At 61.1% G+C, this 19,372-nt stretch carries 12 protein-coding genes; 3 read left to right on the top strand and 9 right to left on the bottom strand.

The window, feature by feature from the left end:
• Positions 1-147: 147 nt before the first annotated feature.
• Positions 148-1,092, bottom strand: coding sequence for a MurR/RpiR family transcriptional regulator (locus AC0L2H_RS15925; protein WP_473591120.1), 945 nt, complete (start codon positions 1,090-1,092; stop codon positions 148-150).
• A gap of 542 nt (positions 1,093-1,634) precedes the next feature.
• On the opposite strand from AC0L2H_RS15925, the gene AC0L2H_RS15920 reads away from it, so the two are divergent.
• Together AC0L2H_RS15920 and AC0L2H_RS15915 are read left to right on the top strand one after the other, a co-directional pair.
• Positions 1,635-4,187, top strand: coding sequence for a caspase family protein (locus AC0L2H_RS15920; protein WP_473591119.1), 2,553 nt, complete (start codon positions 1,635-1,637; stop codon positions 4,185-4,187).
• A gap of 14 nt (positions 4,188-4,201) precedes the next feature.
• Positions 4,202-4,516 (top strand): hypothetical protein, encoded by a 315-nt coding sequence (locus AC0L2H_RS15915; RefSeq protein WP_473591118.1) that lies wholly within the window; start codon positions 4,202-4,204, stop codon positions 4,514-4,516.
• Between the two features lie 147 nt (positions 4,517-4,663).
• Here AC0L2H_RS15915 and AC0L2H_RS15910 read toward each other — a convergent pair whose 3' ends face one another.
• The gene (locus AC0L2H_RS15910) at positions 4,664-5,242 is read right to left on the bottom strand and encodes a DUF6931 family protein (protein WP_473591288.1); all 579 of its coding nucleotides are present in this window, start codon (positions 5,240-5,242) and stop codon (positions 4,664-4,666) included.
• Between the two features lie 192 nt (positions 5,243-5,434).
• Between AC0L2H_RS15910 and AC0L2H_RS15905 the strand changes: the two genes are divergently transcribed.
• Positions 5,435-5,965, top strand: coding sequence for an OmpA family protein (locus tag AC0L2H_RS15905; RefSeq protein WP_473591287.1), 531 nt, complete (start codon positions 5,435-5,437; stop codon positions 5,963-5,965).
• 54 nt (positions 5,966-6,019) lie between these two features.
• Here AC0L2H_RS15905 and AC0L2H_RS15900 read toward each other — a convergent pair whose 3' ends face one another.
• The 7 genes from AC0L2H_RS15900 to tssL form a co-directional block, all read right to left on the bottom strand.
• The gene (locus tag AC0L2H_RS15900; protein WP_473591117.1) at positions 6,020-7,672 is read right to left on the bottom strand and encodes a caspase family protein; all 1,653 of its coding nucleotides are present in this window, start codon (positions 7,670-7,672) and stop codon (positions 6,020-6,022) included.
• 240 nt (positions 7,673-7,912) lie between these two features.
• Positions 7,913-10,240, bottom strand: coding sequence for a M23 family metallopeptidase (locus tag AC0L2H_RS15895; protein WP_473591116.1), 2,328 nt, complete (start codon positions 10,238-10,240; stop codon positions 7,913-7,915).
• Positions 10,237-10,632 (bottom strand): DUF1036 domain-containing protein, encoded by a 396-nt coding sequence (locus AC0L2H_RS15890; RefSeq protein WP_473591286.1) that lies wholly within the window; start codon positions 10,630-10,632, stop codon positions 10,237-10,239. Before AC0L2H_RS15890 ends, AC0L2H_RS15895 begins: the two co-directional genes overlap by 4 nt.
• Positions 10,633-10,733: 101 nt before the next feature.
• Entirely contained in the window at positions 10,734-13,265 is a 2,532-nt protein-coding gene (locus AC0L2H_RS15885) for a serine/threonine-protein kinase (protein WP_473591115.1), read from the bottom strand.
• Positions 13,262-14,035, bottom strand: a complete 774-nt coding sequence (locus AC0L2H_RS15880; protein ID WP_473591114.1) for a PP2C family protein-serine/threonine phosphatase — start codon at positions 14,033-14,035, stop codon at positions 13,262-13,264. The genes AC0L2H_RS15885 and AC0L2H_RS15880 overlap by 4 nt, the downstream gene beginning before the upstream one ends.
• 159 nt (positions 14,036-14,194) lie before the next feature.
• Positions 14,195-17,746, bottom strand: coding sequence for a type VI secretion system membrane subunit TssM (gene tssM / locus AC0L2H_RS15875; protein ID WP_473591113.1), 3,552 nt, complete (start codon positions 17,744-17,746; stop codon positions 14,195-14,197).
• A 22-nt stretch (positions 17,747-17,768) separates the two neighbouring features.
• Positions 17,769-19,286 carry a type VI secretion system protein TssL, long form gene (tssL, locus tag AC0L2H_RS15870; protein WP_473591112.1) on the bottom strand — a complete coding sequence of 506 codons (1,518 nt, stop codon included), beginning with the start codon at positions 19,284-19,286 and terminating at the stop codon, positions 17,769-17,771.
• Positions 19,287-19,372 lie beyond the last annotated feature (86 nt).

The following is a 19,372-nucleotide window of genomic DNA, read 5'->3' as shown; positions in this document are numbered from 1 at the left end:
TCGTGCTGTGGGGTAACTATGCAAAATTTTTTGGAGCTGTCCAACAAAATTTTTATTTTCGGATCATTTATCCGCCAGTTCCGAGCAAGTGACGATTTTTTAAGCTGATTTTTGATCGAAAAAACAAAAAATAGACATCTTTTTGGGTCAGTCGCACAGAGGTTGGGTTTGAGCCTCATCGCGGGCGATCGCCAACTGCTGCTTGAGGCGGCGAAGTTTTTCCCGGCCTGCGTTCTTGCGGGCGATGGCGACGCCGTAGGAGATGATATCGATCGCGATCATGTAAGCGTAGCGGATTGACGCCGGGCTCAGAATATCTTCGTCGGGGGGGCCGTTGATGGGCAGCAGCTCATCCACCGCGGCGGCGAGAGGTGTTCCGCTTGGGGTCAGGGCAATCGTTATCGCTCCATATTCGCGAGCGACGGATACGGCCTTCTCAAGCTCGCTATTGGCGCCCGTAAGCGAACAGCAGATGACGACGTCCGTGCGTTCCACGCTTGTCGCCAGCATGAATTGCATCTGGTGATCGTTACAGGGAATGACACGTATGCCCAGCCGGAAAAAGCGGTTCTGGATCTCTTCGATGAGCCATGAGGAGACGCCGCCGCTGCCGAATGCGTAGAGCGTGTGACAGACACTGATCTTGTCGACCACCGCCTGAGCGCGTTCGAGATCGACGTTGTGATGCATATCCGCAATGGTTTTCTGTGCCCGTTTGCTGACGCGCTCCGCAACCTCGGCGATAGATCCGGGCGGCGTCTGGGGTTCGAGATAACGGATGCCGACACGCACCGACCCCATGATCTTAAGCTTGAGATCCTTTAAGCCGTCACACCCCAGCATGCGGGAAAACCGGGTGACGGTTGGCGCCGATACATTGAGCCAGGTGGTGAGCTCCTCGATGGGCTTTTCGGCAAAGCTATGCGGCTCGCTTAAAATCGCGTGTGCGATCCGGCGGTTCGTCTTGGAGAACTGTGACTGCTGGTCGACAATTAATCCGATAATGTCTTGTGCGTTGCGCTTGTCGCCTTGGGCGACCACGCCATCGTTGGGTTGCGATGCGCGATTTTCTTGCGACCGATTGCGAGCCATTGACTATCTCCCCAGGAATTGATCTCGCAACGCGCTCGAGGCGGAGAGCGGTGGCATGCACGTCGTCTTGCGCCGCGACCGCCTGCTTTCGGAGTGCTTTCCAGGTCGTTGCATCAATTTTACTTCACCCATACTGGCTATGATCCCATACTGGCTATGATCAAGAGGATTTGGGAACCCATCGGCCCGAGCAAATCACGGTACCGCCTTTGCATTCGATACCGCAAATCGGCGCGACGCATCATAGACATTTTCCGGTGACGTAGCTTTGGCTCAACTATCGGAGCAGTTTGTCAGGATTGCTTACGCTTCCCGCTCGCCCTTGGCCGGCCGCCGTCAGGATTTGGCGGGCCTGTGTGAGATACATTGCAGACACCTCACCTCTGATGTAATTTAGCAATTGATCAGGTGAGGGCTTGTCCGCTGTCGTGGCGGCGTTTCTCCCGGGTCGTGTCTCGGCAGGTTGCATGCTCTCTAACGGACCTTGATGCCGCAAGTTGTATTCTTGTGGTCAAGAGGTAACAGCGGTTAAGGGATTTGACATGCTCCGACGTTGCGGCTTCGTTGTAGCCCTCATCCTCGCAAGCCTTGCGGCCTTCGACGCGTCCGCGCTCGAACGAAGGGTTGCCTTTGTCATTGGCAATTCCGACTACCGGGAAATCTCGGCCCTCAAGAACCCGGCCAAGGATGTTGTGGACGTATCCGATACGTTTCGGCAGGCTGGTTTCGAGGTGTTCGTTGCGAGCAACCTCACCAAACTGCAATTCGAAGAGCAGTTCCGCAACTATCTGGCCGCCGTGGATGGCGCCGATGTCGCCGTCGTCTACTATTCCGGTCACGGCTTTCAGATCGGCGGCGAAAATTTCCTGATCCCGGTGGACGCTTCGCTGAAACAGCCGGCCGACGTCGAGGTCCAGGCAATCAAGCTGAACGACGTGCTGCAGCAGATGCGTTCGAAGTCGAAAATCCAGGTGATTATTCTCGATGCCTGCCGCAACAACCCGTTCCCGCGCAAGGACTATTGGCTGAGGGATCAGCTTGTTGTCGCCAGCGGCACCGGCCTTGCGCAAATAAGAAGCTCACTGAACACGCTGATCGCGTTTGCCACCGAACCCGGCGCGGTTGCCTATGACGGCGCCGGCGACCTCAGTCCTTTTTCGTCGGCGTTTGCCCGTCGCGCGCTGGCCCCCAACCAGGAGATACGCACCGTCATGTCGGCCGTGCGCAGGGATGTGGTTGAGGCGACAAAGGGTCTGCAGGTTCCCTGGGAGAACTCTTCGCTGATCGACGACGTCGTTCTGATGCGTCGCAGCAGCCGCCCATCGCTGCCGCCGGTGCTGGAGAAGGTCGTGCTGTCTGGGGTCGGGCCCGTCGGTCTGGATCTCCCCGAACCGGTCGAGATCGACGGCGGGACAGTCACCGTCAGCATCGAAAGACCGCCCACGCTCGGACGCCTGATGCTGGACGGCAAGGTTGTCGAGGCGGGAGAACAGATCCAGGGCAAGGACCTGCCGCGTTTGCAGATGGATGTCCCCAAGGGAGCAGGCGGGCCGGACGAGATGGACATGCTGGCCTATGCCGCACGCGACAATTGGGGCGGCGAAGCCAGGGGCATGCTGGTGTTCCGGATCAAGAACGGCGAAGGCGCCCAGGGCGAACAGGTGATGGCCTCGCTCGAGGCCGAGCAGAAGCAGCAGGTGCTGGAGCGGGGCATCCATATCGCCGGTGCCGCCGAGGCGATCGAAGACCGGGAGATCGACATTCCGGTCGGCGTCGGCCCGATTCCGCTGAATCTGAATTTCCCGGTACAGGACCCCGCGGTCAGCCTGAAAGTCGCGAGCTATCCGGCAACGGGAACGCTCTCCCTGCCGGATCGGGTCCTGTCGCCCGACTCCAGCTTGATGGCCGATGAGGTCGACCGGTTGCGCTATGAGCCACAGATCGGAGCCGGCAAAACGGTCGAGGTCGCCTTCGAAATCCGGGCGGGCAGCGCCGCATCCAAGCCCGCCACGATGAAACTATCGCCTACCGTCGATCCGTGCGACTCGGCTGCCGGTGAACCCCTCGACCTGCAGGGCGTCGTTCCCGGCCTGCTGCCAAACGAAATCGGCGCCGACGCGGTGAAGCTCTGCGAGGACGCGGTCAAGGCGTATCCCGATGTCGCCCGCTTCCGCTATGAGCTGGGGCGCGCGCTGCTTGCTACGGGCAAGGTCGACCAGGCCAGGAAAGCCATCCAGCAGGCTGCCGACAGGGGGCACGTGCGCGCCGTGTTCGAACTTGGCTATATCGCCTCGTCTGGAATAGGGATGGACGTCGATCCCGAGAAGGCAAACGACTTCTACTCAGTGGCATCTGACAAAGGCGATCCCTATGGGATGACGGCGTGGGGTCGTGCCTTGTTCAACGGCCTCGGCGTTCAGCGCGACACGGCCAAGGGGCTGGACCTGCTGCTGAAGGCGGCAGCGATGGGGCATACCTATGCCATGAACGATCTCGCCGCGATCTTCACGGAGGGTCGCAATGGTGCGCCCGTTGATCCGGTCCGCGCCGTTGCTTTCTTGAATGCCGGTGTCGAGCGACAGGACATGTATTCGATGAACCTGCTCGGTCGCAACTACCTCAGCGGCAAAGGTGTCGAAAAGGATCCGAAGGCGGCGCTGGCGTTATTCCAGAAGGCCATCGATCTTGGCCAGCCCTACGCTCCAGCCAGCCTTGGGCGCATGTATCGAGACGGCGTTGGGGTGCCGCAGAACCTTGATGAAGCGCAACGCCTGTTCGAGTTGGCGACCGCGCGGGGTGATCAATCCGGCGCATATGATCGCGCGGCCCTCGAGATGCAGAAGGGCGACAATGCCGACCAAGCCGTCGCCGTGCGTTTCCTGGCATTCACAGTCGCGCTCGATCTTCGCAACGAGCTGCCGGACGCCCAGACAACGCTGGCCAAGTTCGGAACGAAGGCGAAAACGGCTGCGTTGAAGCAACTGCGTGGGGAACTCAAGTCGAAGATTCCGTCAAGCGGTTCTATCGACACGCAACTGGTCAAGGCGGCCAGGGCGGTCTGGGAGCAAGCCAATCCGCGTCGGGATTTGTTCTGATCAACAAGGAGGCAATGGTGGGCAGAGTATTGAAGCAGGCGATTATCGGAACAACTCTCTTCGGCGTCCTTGCGGCGCTCACAGGCTGCACGTATTTGATGCCACCCGAACCGACGCCGCTGGTGGAGACGTCACCGCCGAAGGTCGTTCGCAGGGTACCTGTCGAGCAGAAGATTGTTCGTAGGGCACCTGTCGAGCAGAAGGTTGTCAAGGCGGCTCCCAAACGGGTGGTCAAGAAAAAAGTGATCGAGCCGGTTGAGGAGGCGTCTGCGCCACCTGTCATCGCTCCCCTGGGTGGCAGTGGCGAGGGAGGGGGAGGCGGCTGGTGATGGTCCCGATAGCGGCCGTATCTCGGGGCACAGCTGGCTTCCGTTTCATTTTTCACGAAAGCTGCGCAACACCACGTGGGTTGGGGGATGCCGCACGACATGCATAAAACAACAACCTAAAGTGAAGCCGGTCAAACGCGAGATGCATTAGCATGCATCCGCTGATTGGCGCAGCGCCTCGATTTCTGCCATCTGGATGCCCATTTCGACAAACGCGGAAAGGACCGAAAAGCGGTCCGCCAATGCAACGCGCGCCAGTCCGGCCAGAACTCCCGCATTGACCGCATGGGCGGCGGGAAATGATCGCAAATGCGATGCTGCGGCCATGTCCGCAGCCGCACCGTTGCCGTGCCATCCTGCGGCTAGGGCAACCCAGGCAGCCGGCGTTGTCGGCGGCATTGCCGCGGCCTTGCCCACTTCCGCGTCATGGTAAGGACTATCGGGTTGGCCGACCCAGTCGTGAACAAGCGCGAGCAACTCCTGATCCCCGCTGTCGAGCAGATCGGTCAGGTGGCTCAGGCACTCATGCGCCCACCAGATCGCAGCCCGCTCAGGCAGGAGATAGGCACAGAACGTAATCGCCTCCTCGGGCACTCGTCCGGCAAGGAGAGTGCGGCAAAACTCGATTGAAGGCTGTTCGGTTGGAGGTGCTACCATGTCCCCGGCAACAGCGGGACAGGCCATGAAAAGATCCCGCGCCGTTTTGAATCGAAGCTCATAAGCCATGGCCACCACGCTTTCACCTGGGGAACAATTGGTACTGAAGCGCTGGACGAGGCGCGGGTCAAGCCTCTGTCCAGGGCAAGGTGGCAACAGCCGTTGATCGCCCAAATGCTCAACGTTTATGACAGACAGTCGCTTCGCAATTTGGTATAGTCCGGGTTGGCGAAATCGGATGCTCAAAACAGGAGTGCCGTTGTGAAGTTGTGGGGTTCAGCTTTTGTCTTGGCGGTAGCGCTTTCTTGGACGCATGCTTCCGCTGATCCGCTTCAAAAATCGGAAGACATCGTGAAGTTTTTCGAAGGGGCGAGCGAATTCGGCCCGCCGCGTGGGGTTTGTGTCGGCACCGAAGACGAATGCAAGAGCAACAAGAAGGAAGCGCCCGCCGAAAAAACCAGCCTCGACATGCTGATCAATTTCGGCCTGGATTCCGCGGAACTCGATACGACTGCGCGCGCCGAACTCGGCGAGTTCGCCAAGGCGCTCAATGATAACCGGCTGAGCACGCTGAGTTTTGTCGTGGAGGGCTACACCGACGCTTCGGGTTCGGCTCACTACAATGAGGGGCTGTCGGAACGAAGAGCACAATCGGTGACCGCCTTCCTGATGTCCAATGGCGTCGACGCTGCCCGCATCAAGGCAATCGGCCTGGGCGAAACGCGTCCACGCAACCCCGACCCCTACAGTCCGGCCAACCGCCGGGTGGAAATGCGGATAAGGACTGAATAGCTGGTGTGCGCCAGGCCTTGCTCAGATATCGAACAGGCTTGAAACGCAGGCTTGTCAGTTGTTGAGCACGCCACCTACCGCAACGCCGGTGCCGAAAATCAGCGCCTTGGTCAGGAAGTCGCTGTTGTCCCGCGGCGGCGGGGCGTCCCGTCGAACCACCTCGCGGTAGCGCTTTTTCTGCACGACCTGCTGTTGTTTGCGAGGCTTGTGTGCCGCCACCGGCTTTTGTGTCCGGGCTTTCTGTGCCACGGGCTTTTGTGCGCGGGCCTTCTGCACCTGTTTTTTCGGCTGCGCTGCACGAGCCTGATCTGCGGCATGTCTGGCGCGCACCGTAGCCATCATCGGGTCGGTCTGGATCACCAGGAACGCCAGTTGCTCGCGTGTCAGGAAATCGGTCCGCGGCAGACCGTTCTTCGCTTGCCAGACGCCGATAGCCTGGCGGGTCTGCGGACCTATGTTTCCGTCGATACGGCCGAGTTCGTTGCCCAGGGCTTCGATGCGCAATTGCAGATCGATGCGGCCTTCGTGATCGAGGCCGATCGCACTTTCTGTCAACTCGGTACCCAGGGTCTGCTTCGCCTCGTCCGAAACACCAATGGAGGTGCGAACGGCCGAGCCGGAATTGGCATTCGCCTCGTCCTCATCGGCTGCCGCGACATGCTGGTCTTCGGCTTTCGGTTCCTTCAGCTGGTCGATGTTCAGCCGTGCCACCGTGGCAAAGCGGCCGTTGGGAAACTGGTCGAGGTAGGCTTCGTAGAACGGAACGGAATTGCGCTTCGAAGCTTCGTCCCACAGGCGCTGTTCGACCTCCCAGGAAGGAGGCTCGCTGGTTGCGGGGGCGGGGGTCGCGGTCATTGCGGCGCCGGATGCGTCGGCGACAGGTTTTACGACAGGCACGGCTTGGGCAATGGATTGTCCCATGAAGACCTCGCGCCCCAGCGATGCGTTGTGCCAGGGTCTCTGGCGACCCTGTGTCGTTTCGGTCACCTGGCCACGCACACGTGTCAGCGCGCTCTGGATTTCAATGCCTGGCTCAGTCAGGTGCCTGGCTAGCGCCGTGGAATAAGGGCTGTTGACGCCCTTGCCGTCGAAAGCGATGGCGCCTGGATCGGTTGCATAGGCAATCAGAATGCCGCCGGTTCCAACGCCCTCCGATTTTGCTTCAACCGGCGCCAGACCGGCGCCGAACGAGGTGGAGCGGCTCTTCGGCATCGAGGCCGCCAGCGTCCTTGCCAGCGGATTGTCGCGGCAGGCATCGAGGATAATGACGCCGACCGCCGGCTCGGGCGGCAGCGCTGCCATGAAGTCGTCGATCTGAATAGTGCGGGTCTTGAGATAAGCGGGCGATGTCAACTCGGCGTCGACCGGTATCAGGAAATTCTTGCCGTCGACCTGCATACCGTGCCCGGCATAAAAGACGACGGCGAGATCGGCGTCGTAAGATTGCTCGGTAAACCGGCTGATGAGGCGGTGCATGCCTGCATTGTCTTGATCGACCCCTTCGATCACCTGGAAGCCGGCATTGCGCAGGGTGGATGCGATGAGGTGCGCATCGTTGGCCGGATTGGGCAAGGCAACGGCATGGACGTATTTGCTGTTGCCGATGACCAGCGCCACGCGTTTGGCATCGGGCGTGGCAGCCTCGGCGTCAAGCGAGGCGATGATGAACGCGACAAACCCGCTCAGAAAGACGGCGAATGCTTTCATGGACCAGCCCTCCGCGCTTTTGGCGCGCACCATTGATGTCTGTGCATGCTGAATTTCGTCAGCGACGTAGTCGCTTCTGCCAAAATGGCTCTTGGGCGTATGTGATCCCGGCCACAGTTTGGTTCAAAGGATCCGAAAAAATACGCGGCGAAACCCGCGCGCCGCTCTAATCAAAGAGATAGAGCATGATGTCGTCCGAAAACCGCTCACACTTTTCGGCATCATGCTCTGGAGCCAGGTTCAAAGGGTATTCTGAACCGAGCCTATGACGGCCGTGATTGCCTGCTTGTACTTTTCGAACTCCGGCGATGTCTGGCGGACTTGCGTCGTCGTTGTCTGCTGGCCTGCGCCAGTCGTTGGCTGGCTCAGCTTCCGACCCATTTTCCGTTCGGCCCAGCTCACGACATAGCTGGCGGTCTTGCCGGTGAGGAACGGGTTGGCTTGAATGACGGCCGACCCGAGCACGGCGCTCAATTGCGCCGAACCCGACGCCGACAACACTTGATGCGCGCCTTCCATTCCCAGGAAATGGCAGAGATAGAGCCGACCGGCCGTGATCTGGTGGCCGCGCGCCCGAAGATAGGCCTCGCCTTCGCGCGCCAGATTGCTGACCATCTCGCGCGAGATCGTAGCGTCGTAGCGCAGGGCGAGCAGGTCGGCGGTCGACAATGTCCGCGCAAGTTCGGGACGATATGTGTTCATCATCCTGATCCAGGTCTTTGTGATGAACTGACCGGCGCCGGTCGCTGAAGAAAGGGGGTTCTTGGCGCGGGCGCTGCCGCCACTTTCGACCTGAACGATACGGTCGGTCAGCGTTTCGACGGCGGAATCGTCCGTGGCGATTGTGGTAACCGTGCCCAGGGGATTGACGGCCTCGCCACTCCGATAAAGTTCGAAATGCAGGTGCGGCCCGGTCGAAAGGCCGGTGGTGCCGATATAACCAATGATATCGCCCGCCTTCACCTTCGTGCCGACGCCGTCCTTGATCGCGAACTTCTGCATATGCGCATAGCGCGTCTCGCTCCCGTTTCCGTGCGAGATCTTCACCAGATTGCCATAACCCTTTCCATCGCCCTGAAAGACGATTTCGCCGTCGAAGGCAGCTGCAATCGGCGTGCCCAGGGGTGCCGCCCAATCCACACCCTTGTGGATCCGGACGGTTCCGAGGATCGGGTGTTTGCGCGGGCCGAAGGTGGACGTCATGACCCCGTTGACCGGCGTGACCATGCCGTTGGTGACCGTCAGCGAGCGAACCTGATCATCACCGCTAACGCATGCAAACTGGCCGTCGCTCTGCTGGAAGACGAAACAGTCGAGCCTCTTTTCGCTACCCTGGACGCCTACATACAACACCCGTCCCGCAGTCTCTTCCTTGCCACGTGGCCTTTGCGAATAGATCAGCACCAGACGCTGGTCCTGGCTGGCGAAGGCATCCAGATCCTGTCCTCTGGAAAGATACATGATCGCTTCTCCGATCACGCCGGTTGGAACATTGTTACGTGCCGCGGTCGAATAGATTGCGTCGAGCAGTCGGTATTGCCTCTTGTGCGTGCCTTCCGCTTGTGCCCCCGAGTAGTTGAACAGATCTTCGCGGACCCAGGGGTCAACACCCGACACAAACGCACCAGCGGCATTGCGCGTCAGCGTGCCGACAAATACGCTCTTGGCGTAGATGGAAACCTGCATCAGGGACATGGTTGTCGTCTCGCGCGCCGGCCTGAAACCGCGCATCGCGACGACATAACCCGGCTCAAGGCTTTCCTGACCGAAAAGCGCCTTCAGGGCTTCGCCTGCCAGCCTGGCGTCCTCGGCGGGGAAATGCGCATCCAGTGCGACGCTGTCCAAACTGCGGTCGTTCAGAATCTTTACGAAAATGTCTGCGGTAGCCTCGAATCGCTGATATTCGCTCGTGACAACTGCGACGCTTGTGTTGTTTTCGATCTGGGTCTTCTGGAAGGCGGGAAGGGCTGCCTCGCCTGCAGCGATTGTTTCGCCCCAGCCTGCTTCGGGGTCGTCGGTATCCGCCTGCGGACCGGAAGCGACCGGAGCCTCACCTGGCGCGAGCAGCTGAGGATCGTCTTGCAAATCGCTGGATGGCTGCGCCTGGGTCTGTCGCTGTGCCTGGAAGAATGCGAAGTCTTCTTGCGTGGACGGGATCGTCGTCATGAATTTTTCGCTGGCGCTAAGCATCACGTCAGACAGAATTTCGATCTGGGGAGAAACTCCGGCCTGATCGAGTTCCGCCGGGCGCGGGATCACTTTGCCTTTCGTTGCGGCGCCGGCGTCGGGCGCAAGGGTGATCCACATCGGGTCGCCTGCGAGATCGATAATGGCAGGCACATAGACCGATGCGTCGGCCGGCACATCGTCCGTTCCTTCGACCGCCTGCAACTCCTCGTCTTCATCACCGAACGACCAATAGTCCGCGGTGAGGTAAAATCCGGCGGCGATCGACAGCAGGACAATCACGGCCAGACTGGCAGAGAGCCTGCGCCACAGCCTGCGTCTGCGAAGGGCCGCGCGCGCCTGCTTTTTCAGCCTGAAGCTCGTATCGATACTGTGCGTCACGGATTGCTTCCGGTCAGGAAGAAGGTCCACCGCACCTGTTCGAGCGTATCGACTTCTAGAAATCGCACGGCGATACGGCCGCGCTGCCAGCATTCATCGATGCCGCGTATCGAGAAGCGCCGCCGGTCGATGCACATTTCGGTCGACCCGGTTAGGATCGCGTGACCAAAGACGTCCGTCGCATAGATGTAGATGTAGCGGTTCGCCAGTTCCTCGCGGATGACGTTTACGCATTGATTTGCGCCGATGGTCCACCAGCCGTCGGTCTGGTCCGCATTGTCGACCTTCTGGCCAACGGCGAGATTGACCACGTCGAGTGTCTGGTTGCAGACGGTGAATTCGGCACGCGCTTCGTTCGTCGAGAGAAGAGCCAGCAGCGTCGCACCCGACATGACCGCAAGTTTGAGGGCTCGAACCAAGTCACGCCGCTTTTTGGGTGGGACAGCGGGCAGGGAGGAAAAACGCAAGCGGCGGAGGTCCATGGGCGTTCATGCTACCCGCCGAGCCGGAAGTACTGTGCCGTTGCGGAGAAGTCAGATCCGCTGGTCTCGATTTCCTCGATAATTTTGGGTAGCAGCACCGAGGCTGGTGTTGGCTCGGGGAACGCCGCAGCCTGAATATCCTGTCGACCTGTGATGACCATTATAATCTCCGGCACGGGCTTGCCGGCCGCCTTGTCGGCAGCGCCGAGACCGGTCGGGATGCTGAACGTGGCCTTGTCCGATTGCACCACGATGCGATCGTCGAGGTTGAATGCCATACCCTTGTGGTCGATCAGCAGCACGCTGGAAATGAGGCCGCCATCCGTCACCAGCGTGCCGCTGATCGGCGAACCGCTCGGCACCGACGTCCGATCGAGGACAAGCTGCGGCTTGTCGGCCGCCGTCCGGTCCAGAATGCGCAGAAAGTTGGTGACTTCGCATTGGGCCGGTTCAATGAGGCGGACGCTGATGTCCGGTTCGACCTGGAATCTTGCCTGGAAGTCGTACATCATTCGCTCGAATGGCGGGACCTCCGTTCCAAATCCCTCGATCGCGGCAGCCTTGTCGGTAGCCGACGTCAACGCCGCATAGAAACAGTCGCCGCCGCTGAAGTCGCGCACCCAGGCGACCCGTTGCGCGGTCGCATCGACGGGAGGGGCCGGCGGAGCTTCCGGTCTGGGCACATTCAAGGCGACGGTGGCGTCGTCCGGCGGCTTGTCAGCCGGTTGCTGCGGCGCAAGCTCCGCCTTTGGCGCTTGCTCCGCGGCCTTACGTTCGGCATCGAGCCTGGCCTTCGTCTCCGACAAGATCCGCATAGCCTGCTCCGCGTTCCGACGTTCTTCCTCTTCGGCTTGTGCTTTCGCCGCCTCTTCGGTCTCTCGCTCCGCTTTGGCCCTGGCTTCGGCATCAGCCTTGGCCCTAGCTTCCTCTGCAGCCTGTTGTTCAGACTTCTGGCTTTCCACCGCATCGGGCTGGACCGCTGGCGGCGAGGCTTTCTCGGCTGGTGCTATAGGTGCGACCTCGGCGGTCGGCGGAGCGGCCTGCTGGCTGTCGCTGGCCACCGCATCCGGCTGAATTGCCGGTGGAGCCGCTTCGGGTGGCGTTTGCGTCTCGACCGCAGATGGCTCCGAGATTTCCTCGGTTGGCGGGGGAACTTTGACCGGCTGTGTCGGCTCCGGCTCCTGACTGGCCGCGGCATCGGCCTGATTGTCGACGGGCGGCGTAGCGATGTCCGGTTTTGGCTGCTGGGATGGAATCTGCTTTGCCGGCTCATTGCCAGGCCGGCTCGCAGCGCTGTCCGTCGGGGCCGGCTTTGGTGCTTCTGGTGTCAAAAGCGGTGTATCGCCGGCGACCCGCGTGGAAGGCGTCATCAAGCCGCTCAGATAGACGCCTGCGCCAGACACCACAGCCAGCGCCGCCAAGCCAGCGATCGCGAAGGTTCGGGTCCTTGCAGACTTTCCGCGAGCATCAGCGGTGACCGCGCGCGAAGGATGCGCGGCCGCCGAGGGCCGCGGTTCGGACAGATGCGCCGGTCGTACATGCGGGACGAAGCGCTGCTCCCCCGATTTCGCTGCTGTTGGCAAGCCGTGTTCCTGGGCTTTGGAACCGGGCGCAACGGTCCCCCCGGTTCTTGGCAGTCCGGTCCGGTCGCGGGGTTTGATGGACGGCGGAGGCGTTGTCTCCTCGCTGTCGTCACGCGTCAGCCTGGCGATATCCGCCATGCTGATCGGCCGATCCCGCGGATCCGGTTGCAGCATGGCTTCGACAATGTCGCGAAAATCGGCATCGATGTCGGACAGGTCCGGCACGGTTCGGCGCTTCTCAACGATCTCGAACTGGGAGCCGCCCATGTTGATCGGTTTTCCGCGCAGTGCGGCGGCCAGCACCAATCCCAGGCTGTAGATGTCGGACTGCTCGCTGACGTCGCCGCCAAACAGCCCGAGCTGTTCGGGAGAAACGTAGCTGTACTTGCCTGCGAACTTTCCGCCGATCAGGGTCTCCCCGCCGATGGTTGCCGATCGCGCGATGCCGAAGTCGATAATCTTTGCACGGTCGACACGGCCTCCTGGCAGGATGATGTTATCCGGGGAGAGGTCGCGGTGTATCGCTCCCGCCTGGTGCACGGCGCTCAGACCGGATGCAAGGCGGTGGCAGAGCTTGCGCACGTCTTCCGTCCGCATCGCGCCACGTCGCATGACGTCGAACAGCGATTCACCGTCGACGAATTCCATGGCGAGATAGGGCCGGGCGATGCCGGGATCGATCGTGAAGACATGGTATCTGACGACCGCGTCGTGCGACAGGTGGTTGAGGATCGAGGCTTCCTTACGGAACAGGGAAAGGATCGTCTGGTCGCGGGCGAACTCGGGCAGGACGATCTTGATCGCGACGTGGTCGCCGGTCTGGATGTTGTGGCCGCGATAGACCTCACCCATGCCGCCAGACGCGATCCGCTCGTCAAGTTCGTAGATGCCGCTGAGTTGCGTGCCGACGGCGGTGTTGGCCAGGCCGGGCGATATTCGCGTCTTGTCGTCGGCGCTCATCGGCCTCCAACCTCCGCGGATGGATCAGGATGGAACCCGTTGCCGTCGCCTCCGATCTTCACCAGCACAATTGTGACATTGTCCGTTCCGCCGCGCGCCAGCACCGTTTGCAGCAGGTTTTCGCATGCCGCCTGAGGTCTCGCGGACACCACTGCTGCCTCGATCTCTGCGTCGGTGACGTGTGCCGTCAGCCCATCGGTGCTCAACACGAAAATGTCCCCCGGCATGATTTCGCCTTGCTGGAAATCGATGACGATCTCGTCGCTGACACCAACCGCATGTGTGATCACGTTGCGGCGCGGCCAGGTGAGCGCCTCGGCCGCGCTGATCATGCCTCTGTCGAGAAGTTCCTGAACTTCGGTATGGTCCCTCGAAATCTGCGAGATCGAGCCGTTGCGGATCAGATAGACCCGGCTATCGCCGGCCCACAGGCAGGCAAACCGTCCATTCATCGCCAGCAGGGCAGCGACGGTGGAGCCTATGGTAACGCCGCGAGACTCCGATATCCCGCGGATCTCGGCATTGGCTCGGCTCAGCCGGTCCTCGAAGCGCGCGCGAAGATCCGGTGCTGAACTTGCGATGCCGATCGTTGCCAGGTGATCGACGATGCTGGCCGAGGCGACTTCTCCGGCATCATGTCCACCCATTCCGTCGGCCACGACCCAGAGGCCGGTTTCCGGCTCGACCAGATAGCTGTCCTCATTGAGCTCGCGGACACAGCCCCTGTGGCTGACGCCGAAGCTTTCAAAGGGAAGGGCGACATTGTTCAATTTCCTACCAAGCGCTTCGCAAGCGTCCTTTGCGGCGCTTTTTTCAGCGCTCGCTCGCGCCAGTTTGCCACAGGCGCGGATATTAGAGTATCGAAATCAACGTCCGAGCGCCTGTTGCTCATGAGCGGCGTCACCGTGCGGGAAAGCTCAAGGGCCATCTCAAAAAGCCTTTGGGCAGCTGAACCCGGAAAGCGCGGGAAGGAGGAGGGGGTTGGGGTCCGAACCGGCCTGGATCGTATAGGCGACATCGCGCCCGCCGATCACGAAGCGGGCTTCCGTATTGCCGCCGGTGCTGGTGATATCAGCCTTGTCCAGCAATCGCTTCAGTGCCCATGGACCGTCAAACTTGATGGCGGACTCACGGCCTGGCATTTCCGGCATGAGGCTCAGGCTGGCGGACGCCGAAGTCCCGCCGCTCGGCCAGGTCACCGTGCTTGGCGTGTTGCCTGCCTGGTTGCTTTGAACGATCTGGCCATCGACGTCGAGTATTGCCGCATCGGCATCGCCATGCAGTGAAACCGGCGTAAAGGTCACGCTCACCGATGGGACAGAACCACCGGAGGGAAAGAAGGCGTTGCGGATCTCGGCAGCACGCTGGAAGTCCTTCAAGGTCGACTTCGGAAGGTCGCGCCCGAAGCGCGCATCCTGTTTCCAACTCCAGTCCTGGCCGGTCATGTCGATCAGCGATGCGAGATTCTGTGCGAAGAACCGGTCCATAAGCCCGCCCGGAGCGAACAGTTTCGAGAAATCCGCCATTGCGATGTCCTCGGTGCCATTGCCGGCGAAGGGATAATGTCCGTTGACCGCCTCTTCGCAGGCGCGCGTCACCGTCTGGTCGAGCATCTGGTTCAGATTCGCTACCGAGGTTTCGGCGACGTTGCCCTCGAACTCGTCGGCTGTCGCGTTGACCATCCGCGCGAGTTGCTTGGGCAGACGCGAGACATTGGCGCGAACGGTGGATACCTGCAGTTGCAGATTCATGTTGACGCGTTCCGTCTGCGAAGGAACATCGGCCGCCAGTTGCAGACTCTGGTAGATGTCACGGAAATTCTGGGTCAATGCATCGATCGGGCGGCGTCCGGCAGGACCGTTCACCAGCGTCTGGAATGACCTGAACTGCGCTTCTATATTTGCTCCGGGGTGCTGTGCGCTCGAGGACCCTGCGCCGGCGCGGCTTTGCGATTTGCCTGTGGCAATCTGTATGCCGATGCGCGCCAAACCCTTGGCGATATCTGCAGACGTCTGCGGCTGGTTCTCGACCACGCCGGATTCCAGTTCGGAGGCTCTGCTGCGTCCGGCTTCCTGCGTCAGAGCTGTCTCGTCGGCTATCGCCGTAAAAAGCTGGTCGATCGGCGATGTTGATGACGCGGCGGCGGAAAGCGCGATATAGTGCGGCTTGTCCTTCAGCATCGCCTTGAACCTCAATTCGTCGAGAACAGCGTTCCACGCCGCGGTGAATTCCTTCCCGTAGCGATCGAGAAGTTCTGGACCGAGCTTGAGCAGTTCCTGATCGATGCCGCCTTGCTCGCCGCCACCGCCGAGAACCCATTGGTCGTCGACCAGCATCTGCGCGATGCGCGAGAGTTGCTCGAGGTAGAAGTCGTTGAAGCCGGCATAGGTGTAGATGCCGGCAACACGAACATCAGCCAGATCGCTGCCGTCGATGCGCTCGAACAGCAACTGCGCTTCCGGGCCACCTTTTGCGGAAACAGAAAAATCGTCCAGCGCCGCCGCGTATGTAGCCGACTTGATCAATGCGGAGGCGCGATCGGCCAGGCTCATGCGCCCGAGCGAGCGCTGGGCGGATTCGACAAGCGGTCGGTTGAGTTCGAAAACCGGATCATAGGCGTCGTCCAATGCAAGCATGGCGCGCAGATGCTTTTCGAGCTGCGCTCGTCCCTCGCGGTTGTTTTCGCCCGGATACCGGTTCTGCTCCCAATCCTGTCTCATCCAGGAAACGACCAACGCGTCGTCGACCTTCGGTGCCTTGCCGCCAAGCATCAGATAGATTTTCAACGGCTCATAGAGCGCGGCGGGGTCAGCCATCTTGGCCTGGATCGTCCGCTCGGCCTGGATCAATAGCCGCGCGCGGAAAGTTCGCTCCAAGGCTTGCCGGTATGCCGTCCTGGAAGCCGAAAGAAGTCTTTCCCGCTGGCTGAGGCCGAACGTCTCCTCGACCGGTGTTGGCAAGTCGCCGGTTTCGAACCCTGCCGGCAGATTGCGCAACTGGTCGAGCGGGCCAATGACATTTTCGAGATCGACATCGGTAACCTCAGTGCTTTTGAGCAGCGGGTCCGCTGTCTCGCGATACTGGTTCATCGCCTGCGCGGTGAGGTCGATCAGCGACCTGTTGGCTGTGTAGCTCATGGCCAAGGCGCCCAGGGCCACCGCGGCGATCAATGCGATTATGCCAAGGCCGCCATATCTGGCGATCGCCGCACGCCTTTCAGCCGATTTGTCGTACGAAACCCACCCGGCCTCCGCAAAAATGACGCGGGTGAGAAGGTCGTGCAAAAAGAAGCTTTTGCCGGTGCCGGACAGATGGGCCGAGGAATTGTTGCCGAAACTGCGGCTGATCGCGCCGAGCACCTGGTCAATCGGTGTTCCTTCCTGCGTGCCTGACGAAAAATAAAATCCACGCAGGCTGACATTCACCTGGCTGCGGGCCGGATCGAACAGGCTGGCGACGAAAGTGGCGATCCGTCCCTTCAGCGCGCCAAACTGCGCCGGAAAGCCGAAGACGGATATGCGCGCGATCGGATCAGTCTCTTCCTGCAGTCGGTCGGGGACCTCCTCCGCCAGCCGTTTTGCCAGTGCCTCGAACTCGGCCGGCGCCTCGCCGACCATGTTCTTGTTGCGATCCGTGGTCTGGAATGTCGCGCCCCACACCTTGCGTCGGCGCGGTTCGTCGAACCCGCCGAAATAATCCATGAAGCCGGAGACAAGGTCGGCCTTGGTGAAAAGCAGGTAGACCGGAAACTGGACTTTCAGTGTTTCATATGTTTCCCGCAGCCGGCTGCGTATCTCGACGATATGGGCGTTCAATTGCTGATCGTCGAGGCTTATGAGGTCGGCAAGGCTGATGGCCAGGATGACGCCGTTAATCGGTTGCCTGGTGCGGTATCTCTTGAGCAGCGCCAAAAAGGCAAGCCAACTCCTTTTGTCGCTCTCGGCGTGCGAATCCTGCGTTGTGTAGCGTCCGGCGGTGTCGATCAGCACCGCCTCGTCGGTGAACCACCAGTCGCAGGACCGTGTGCCGCCGACACCGGCCACCGGCTGGGCGTCACCCGACCCGGCAAGCGGAAATTTCAGGCCCGAATTGACCAGCGCCGTCGTCTTGCCCGCACCGGGCGGGCCGATGATGATGTACCAGGGGATATCATAGAGGAAGTTGCGCTTGCGGCTCGACCGCTTCAGCGTCGCAATGGCCTCGTTCATGCGGGCCTCGAGCACCTGTGAGTCGCCATCCCTGTCGTCGTTGCGGACGATTGCCGCCTCGAGCGCTTTCTGTGCCTTTCGCGTTTGCCAGAACCGGAAGCCGTAGAAGAGTGCCGCGATCGTCAGGATGACGCCTATGATCGTGGCACGCAGCCAGACGGGGCCGAGCGGGCGGGTGTCGGCAAAGCGGATCAATGGCCCGGCAAACCAGACGGCTGCCGCGAAACCGGCCAGCGCAATGACGCTGAGTATCCGCAGCAACCAATGCGTCATGGGCGTTTCCAGCCGGCCGCGCTCACAACGTCTCCTCCTTGGGGATCATCACGTCGACACGGCGATTCTGGGCGCGGCCTTCCGGCGTCGTGTTGTCGGCGATCGGCTCGTCCTCGCCCTTGCCTTCGACCGTGATCCGCGAAGGCTGGCTGAACCGTGGCGCCATCATTGCTTCGACCGCCTTCGCCCGGGCGACGGAAAGGTCGAAGTTGGATTTGAACGCGCTCGATTTTCGCGGCTTTATATTGTCCGTATGGCCGACAATCCGGATCGGTCCGGGCTCGGGTTCCAGCGCGGCGGCGATGTCCGCGGCTATCGGCCCAAACTCCGGCTTTATCTCGGCCCTGCCGGACTGGAACAGCAGGAGATTGTTGATTTCCACCACGATGAACATGCCCTGCGTGCCGACGGTCAGCCCGCCGCGCGCGATATCCTTGGCCAGTGCGGTACGGATGCGATCGATCTGGCTGGGGGTGGCGGCGACAGGCGGGGCGACTTTCACCGGTTCGGCCAACGGCGCCACGCTGGCGCGTTCGATGGTGACCGGCGTCGATGGATTGAGGGCCAGCAGCTGGCCGGCAACGGCATCGCCCTCGTTGGTGATGAAGACCCGCAACGTGAAGAATGCCGCTGTGAGCAGCGCCGATGCAGCAGCCGCAACGACCCAGAGCGGCATCCGGGCCGACGATTTCGTCATTGTCGCCGCCAGGCCCTGCCAGTGCGGCGAGACCTCTTCGTCGGCGCGAGCCCTGAAGTAGCGGAGCGTCTCGTGGACGTCGCGTCGGACGCGTTCGAGATCGGTGTCTTCGCCCCCCAGGCCTCGATACTGGCCTTCGAACCCCAATGACAGGCAGGCATGCATCAATTCGAGCAAATCGTAATGTGCCTCCGGGGTGGCCAGCACCTTGTTCAGCGCTTCGAAGAAGCCCGTGCCCGTGGGTTCGACGTGGAAGAACCGCGACACCATGCTGTGCTGCGCCCAGTCATCACTCTTGGGCCAAGGCAGGTTGCCGATCAGATCGTCAGCCGTTTCGCAAAGGGCGAATTTTGCGATCCGGGCATCCTCTTCGGGAACGCCGGCTTTTTCGACGGTCCGGTCGAACTTTTCAAGCTCATCGGCGACGTGTTCCGCCAACGGCTCCGCTTGTCTTTCGACAGGCAAAAGCCTGAGCTGGCCGAACAGCATCAGCAGGGGCGCGGCCGCGGCGAGGATCGGGTTTGCCGCAAAATAGCTGACGCTGTCGGCGGCATCGAGCAGGATTTCCTGCTGCATGGCGAGCTTTGGCGTGGCCGCAAACGAGCCTGCTCCCGCCGCTGCGCCGGGAGTTTCGCCTTGATAGATCACGGTTCCGGATGTCCAGCCCGGTGGCGGGTGCCGGCCGACGCTGGAATCGAAAACTGTTGAATCCTTGACCGGCGAGTGCTGCTTGCCACCTGGGACGGGTTCCTGAGCAACTGGCGCCGATTTCTGCTCGCGCCGTGGCCTGGAGCGAATGACCGTTTTGCCCGCCGGACCGAAAGGATCGTCCTTGGAACTCATCGCCGATCTGCCGTCCACGCGCGATGTACGTGCATGCGCCGGATGAGCGCAAAACGGCTCCTGGCCAGATGCAGAAAACGCTGTCC

Source organism: Mesorhizobium sp. WSM4871 (assembly GCF_055811295.1).
Note: the sequence above shows the minus strand (reverse complement) of the source record. Positions and strands in the feature narration are given on the sequence as shown.

Bases quoted from the DNA above. Each gene is read 5' to 3' on its own strand.
- AC0L2H_RS15925 (WP_473591120.1), bottom strand. From the start codon at position 1,092: ATGGCTCGCAATCGGTCGCAAGAAAATCGCGCATCGCAACCCAACGAT.
- AC0L2H_RS15920 (WP_473591119.1), top strand. From the start codon at position 1,635: ATGCTCCGACGTTGCGGCTTCGTTGTAGCCCTCATCCTCGCAAGCCTT.
- AC0L2H_RS15915 (WP_473591118.1), top strand. From the start codon at position 4,202: ATGGTGGGCAGAGTATTGAAGCAGGCGATTATCGGAACAACTCTCTTC.
- AC0L2H_RS15910 (WP_473591288.1), bottom strand. From the start codon at position 5,242: ATGGCTTATGAGCTTCGATTCAAAACGGCGCGGGATCTTTTCATGGCC.
- AC0L2H_RS15900 (WP_473591117.1), bottom strand. From the start codon at position 7,672: ATGAAAGCATTCGCCGTCTTTCTGAGCGGGTTTGTCGCGTTCATCATC.
- AC0L2H_RS15890 (WP_473591286.1), bottom strand. From the start codon at position 10,632: ATGTCGGGTGCGACGCTGCTGGCTCTTCTCTCGACGAACGAAGCGCGT.
- AC0L2H_RS15885 (WP_473591115.1), bottom strand. From the start codon at position 13,265: ATGAGCGCCGACGACAAGACGCGAATATCGCCCGGCCTGGCCAACACC.
- tssM (WP_473591113.1), bottom strand. From the start codon at position 17,746: ATGACGCATTGGTTGCTGCGGATACTCAGCGTCATTGCGCTGGCCGGT.
- tssL (WP_473591112.1), bottom strand. From the start codon at position 19,286: ATGAGTTCCAAGGACGATCCTTTCGGTCCGGCGGGCAAAACGGTCATT.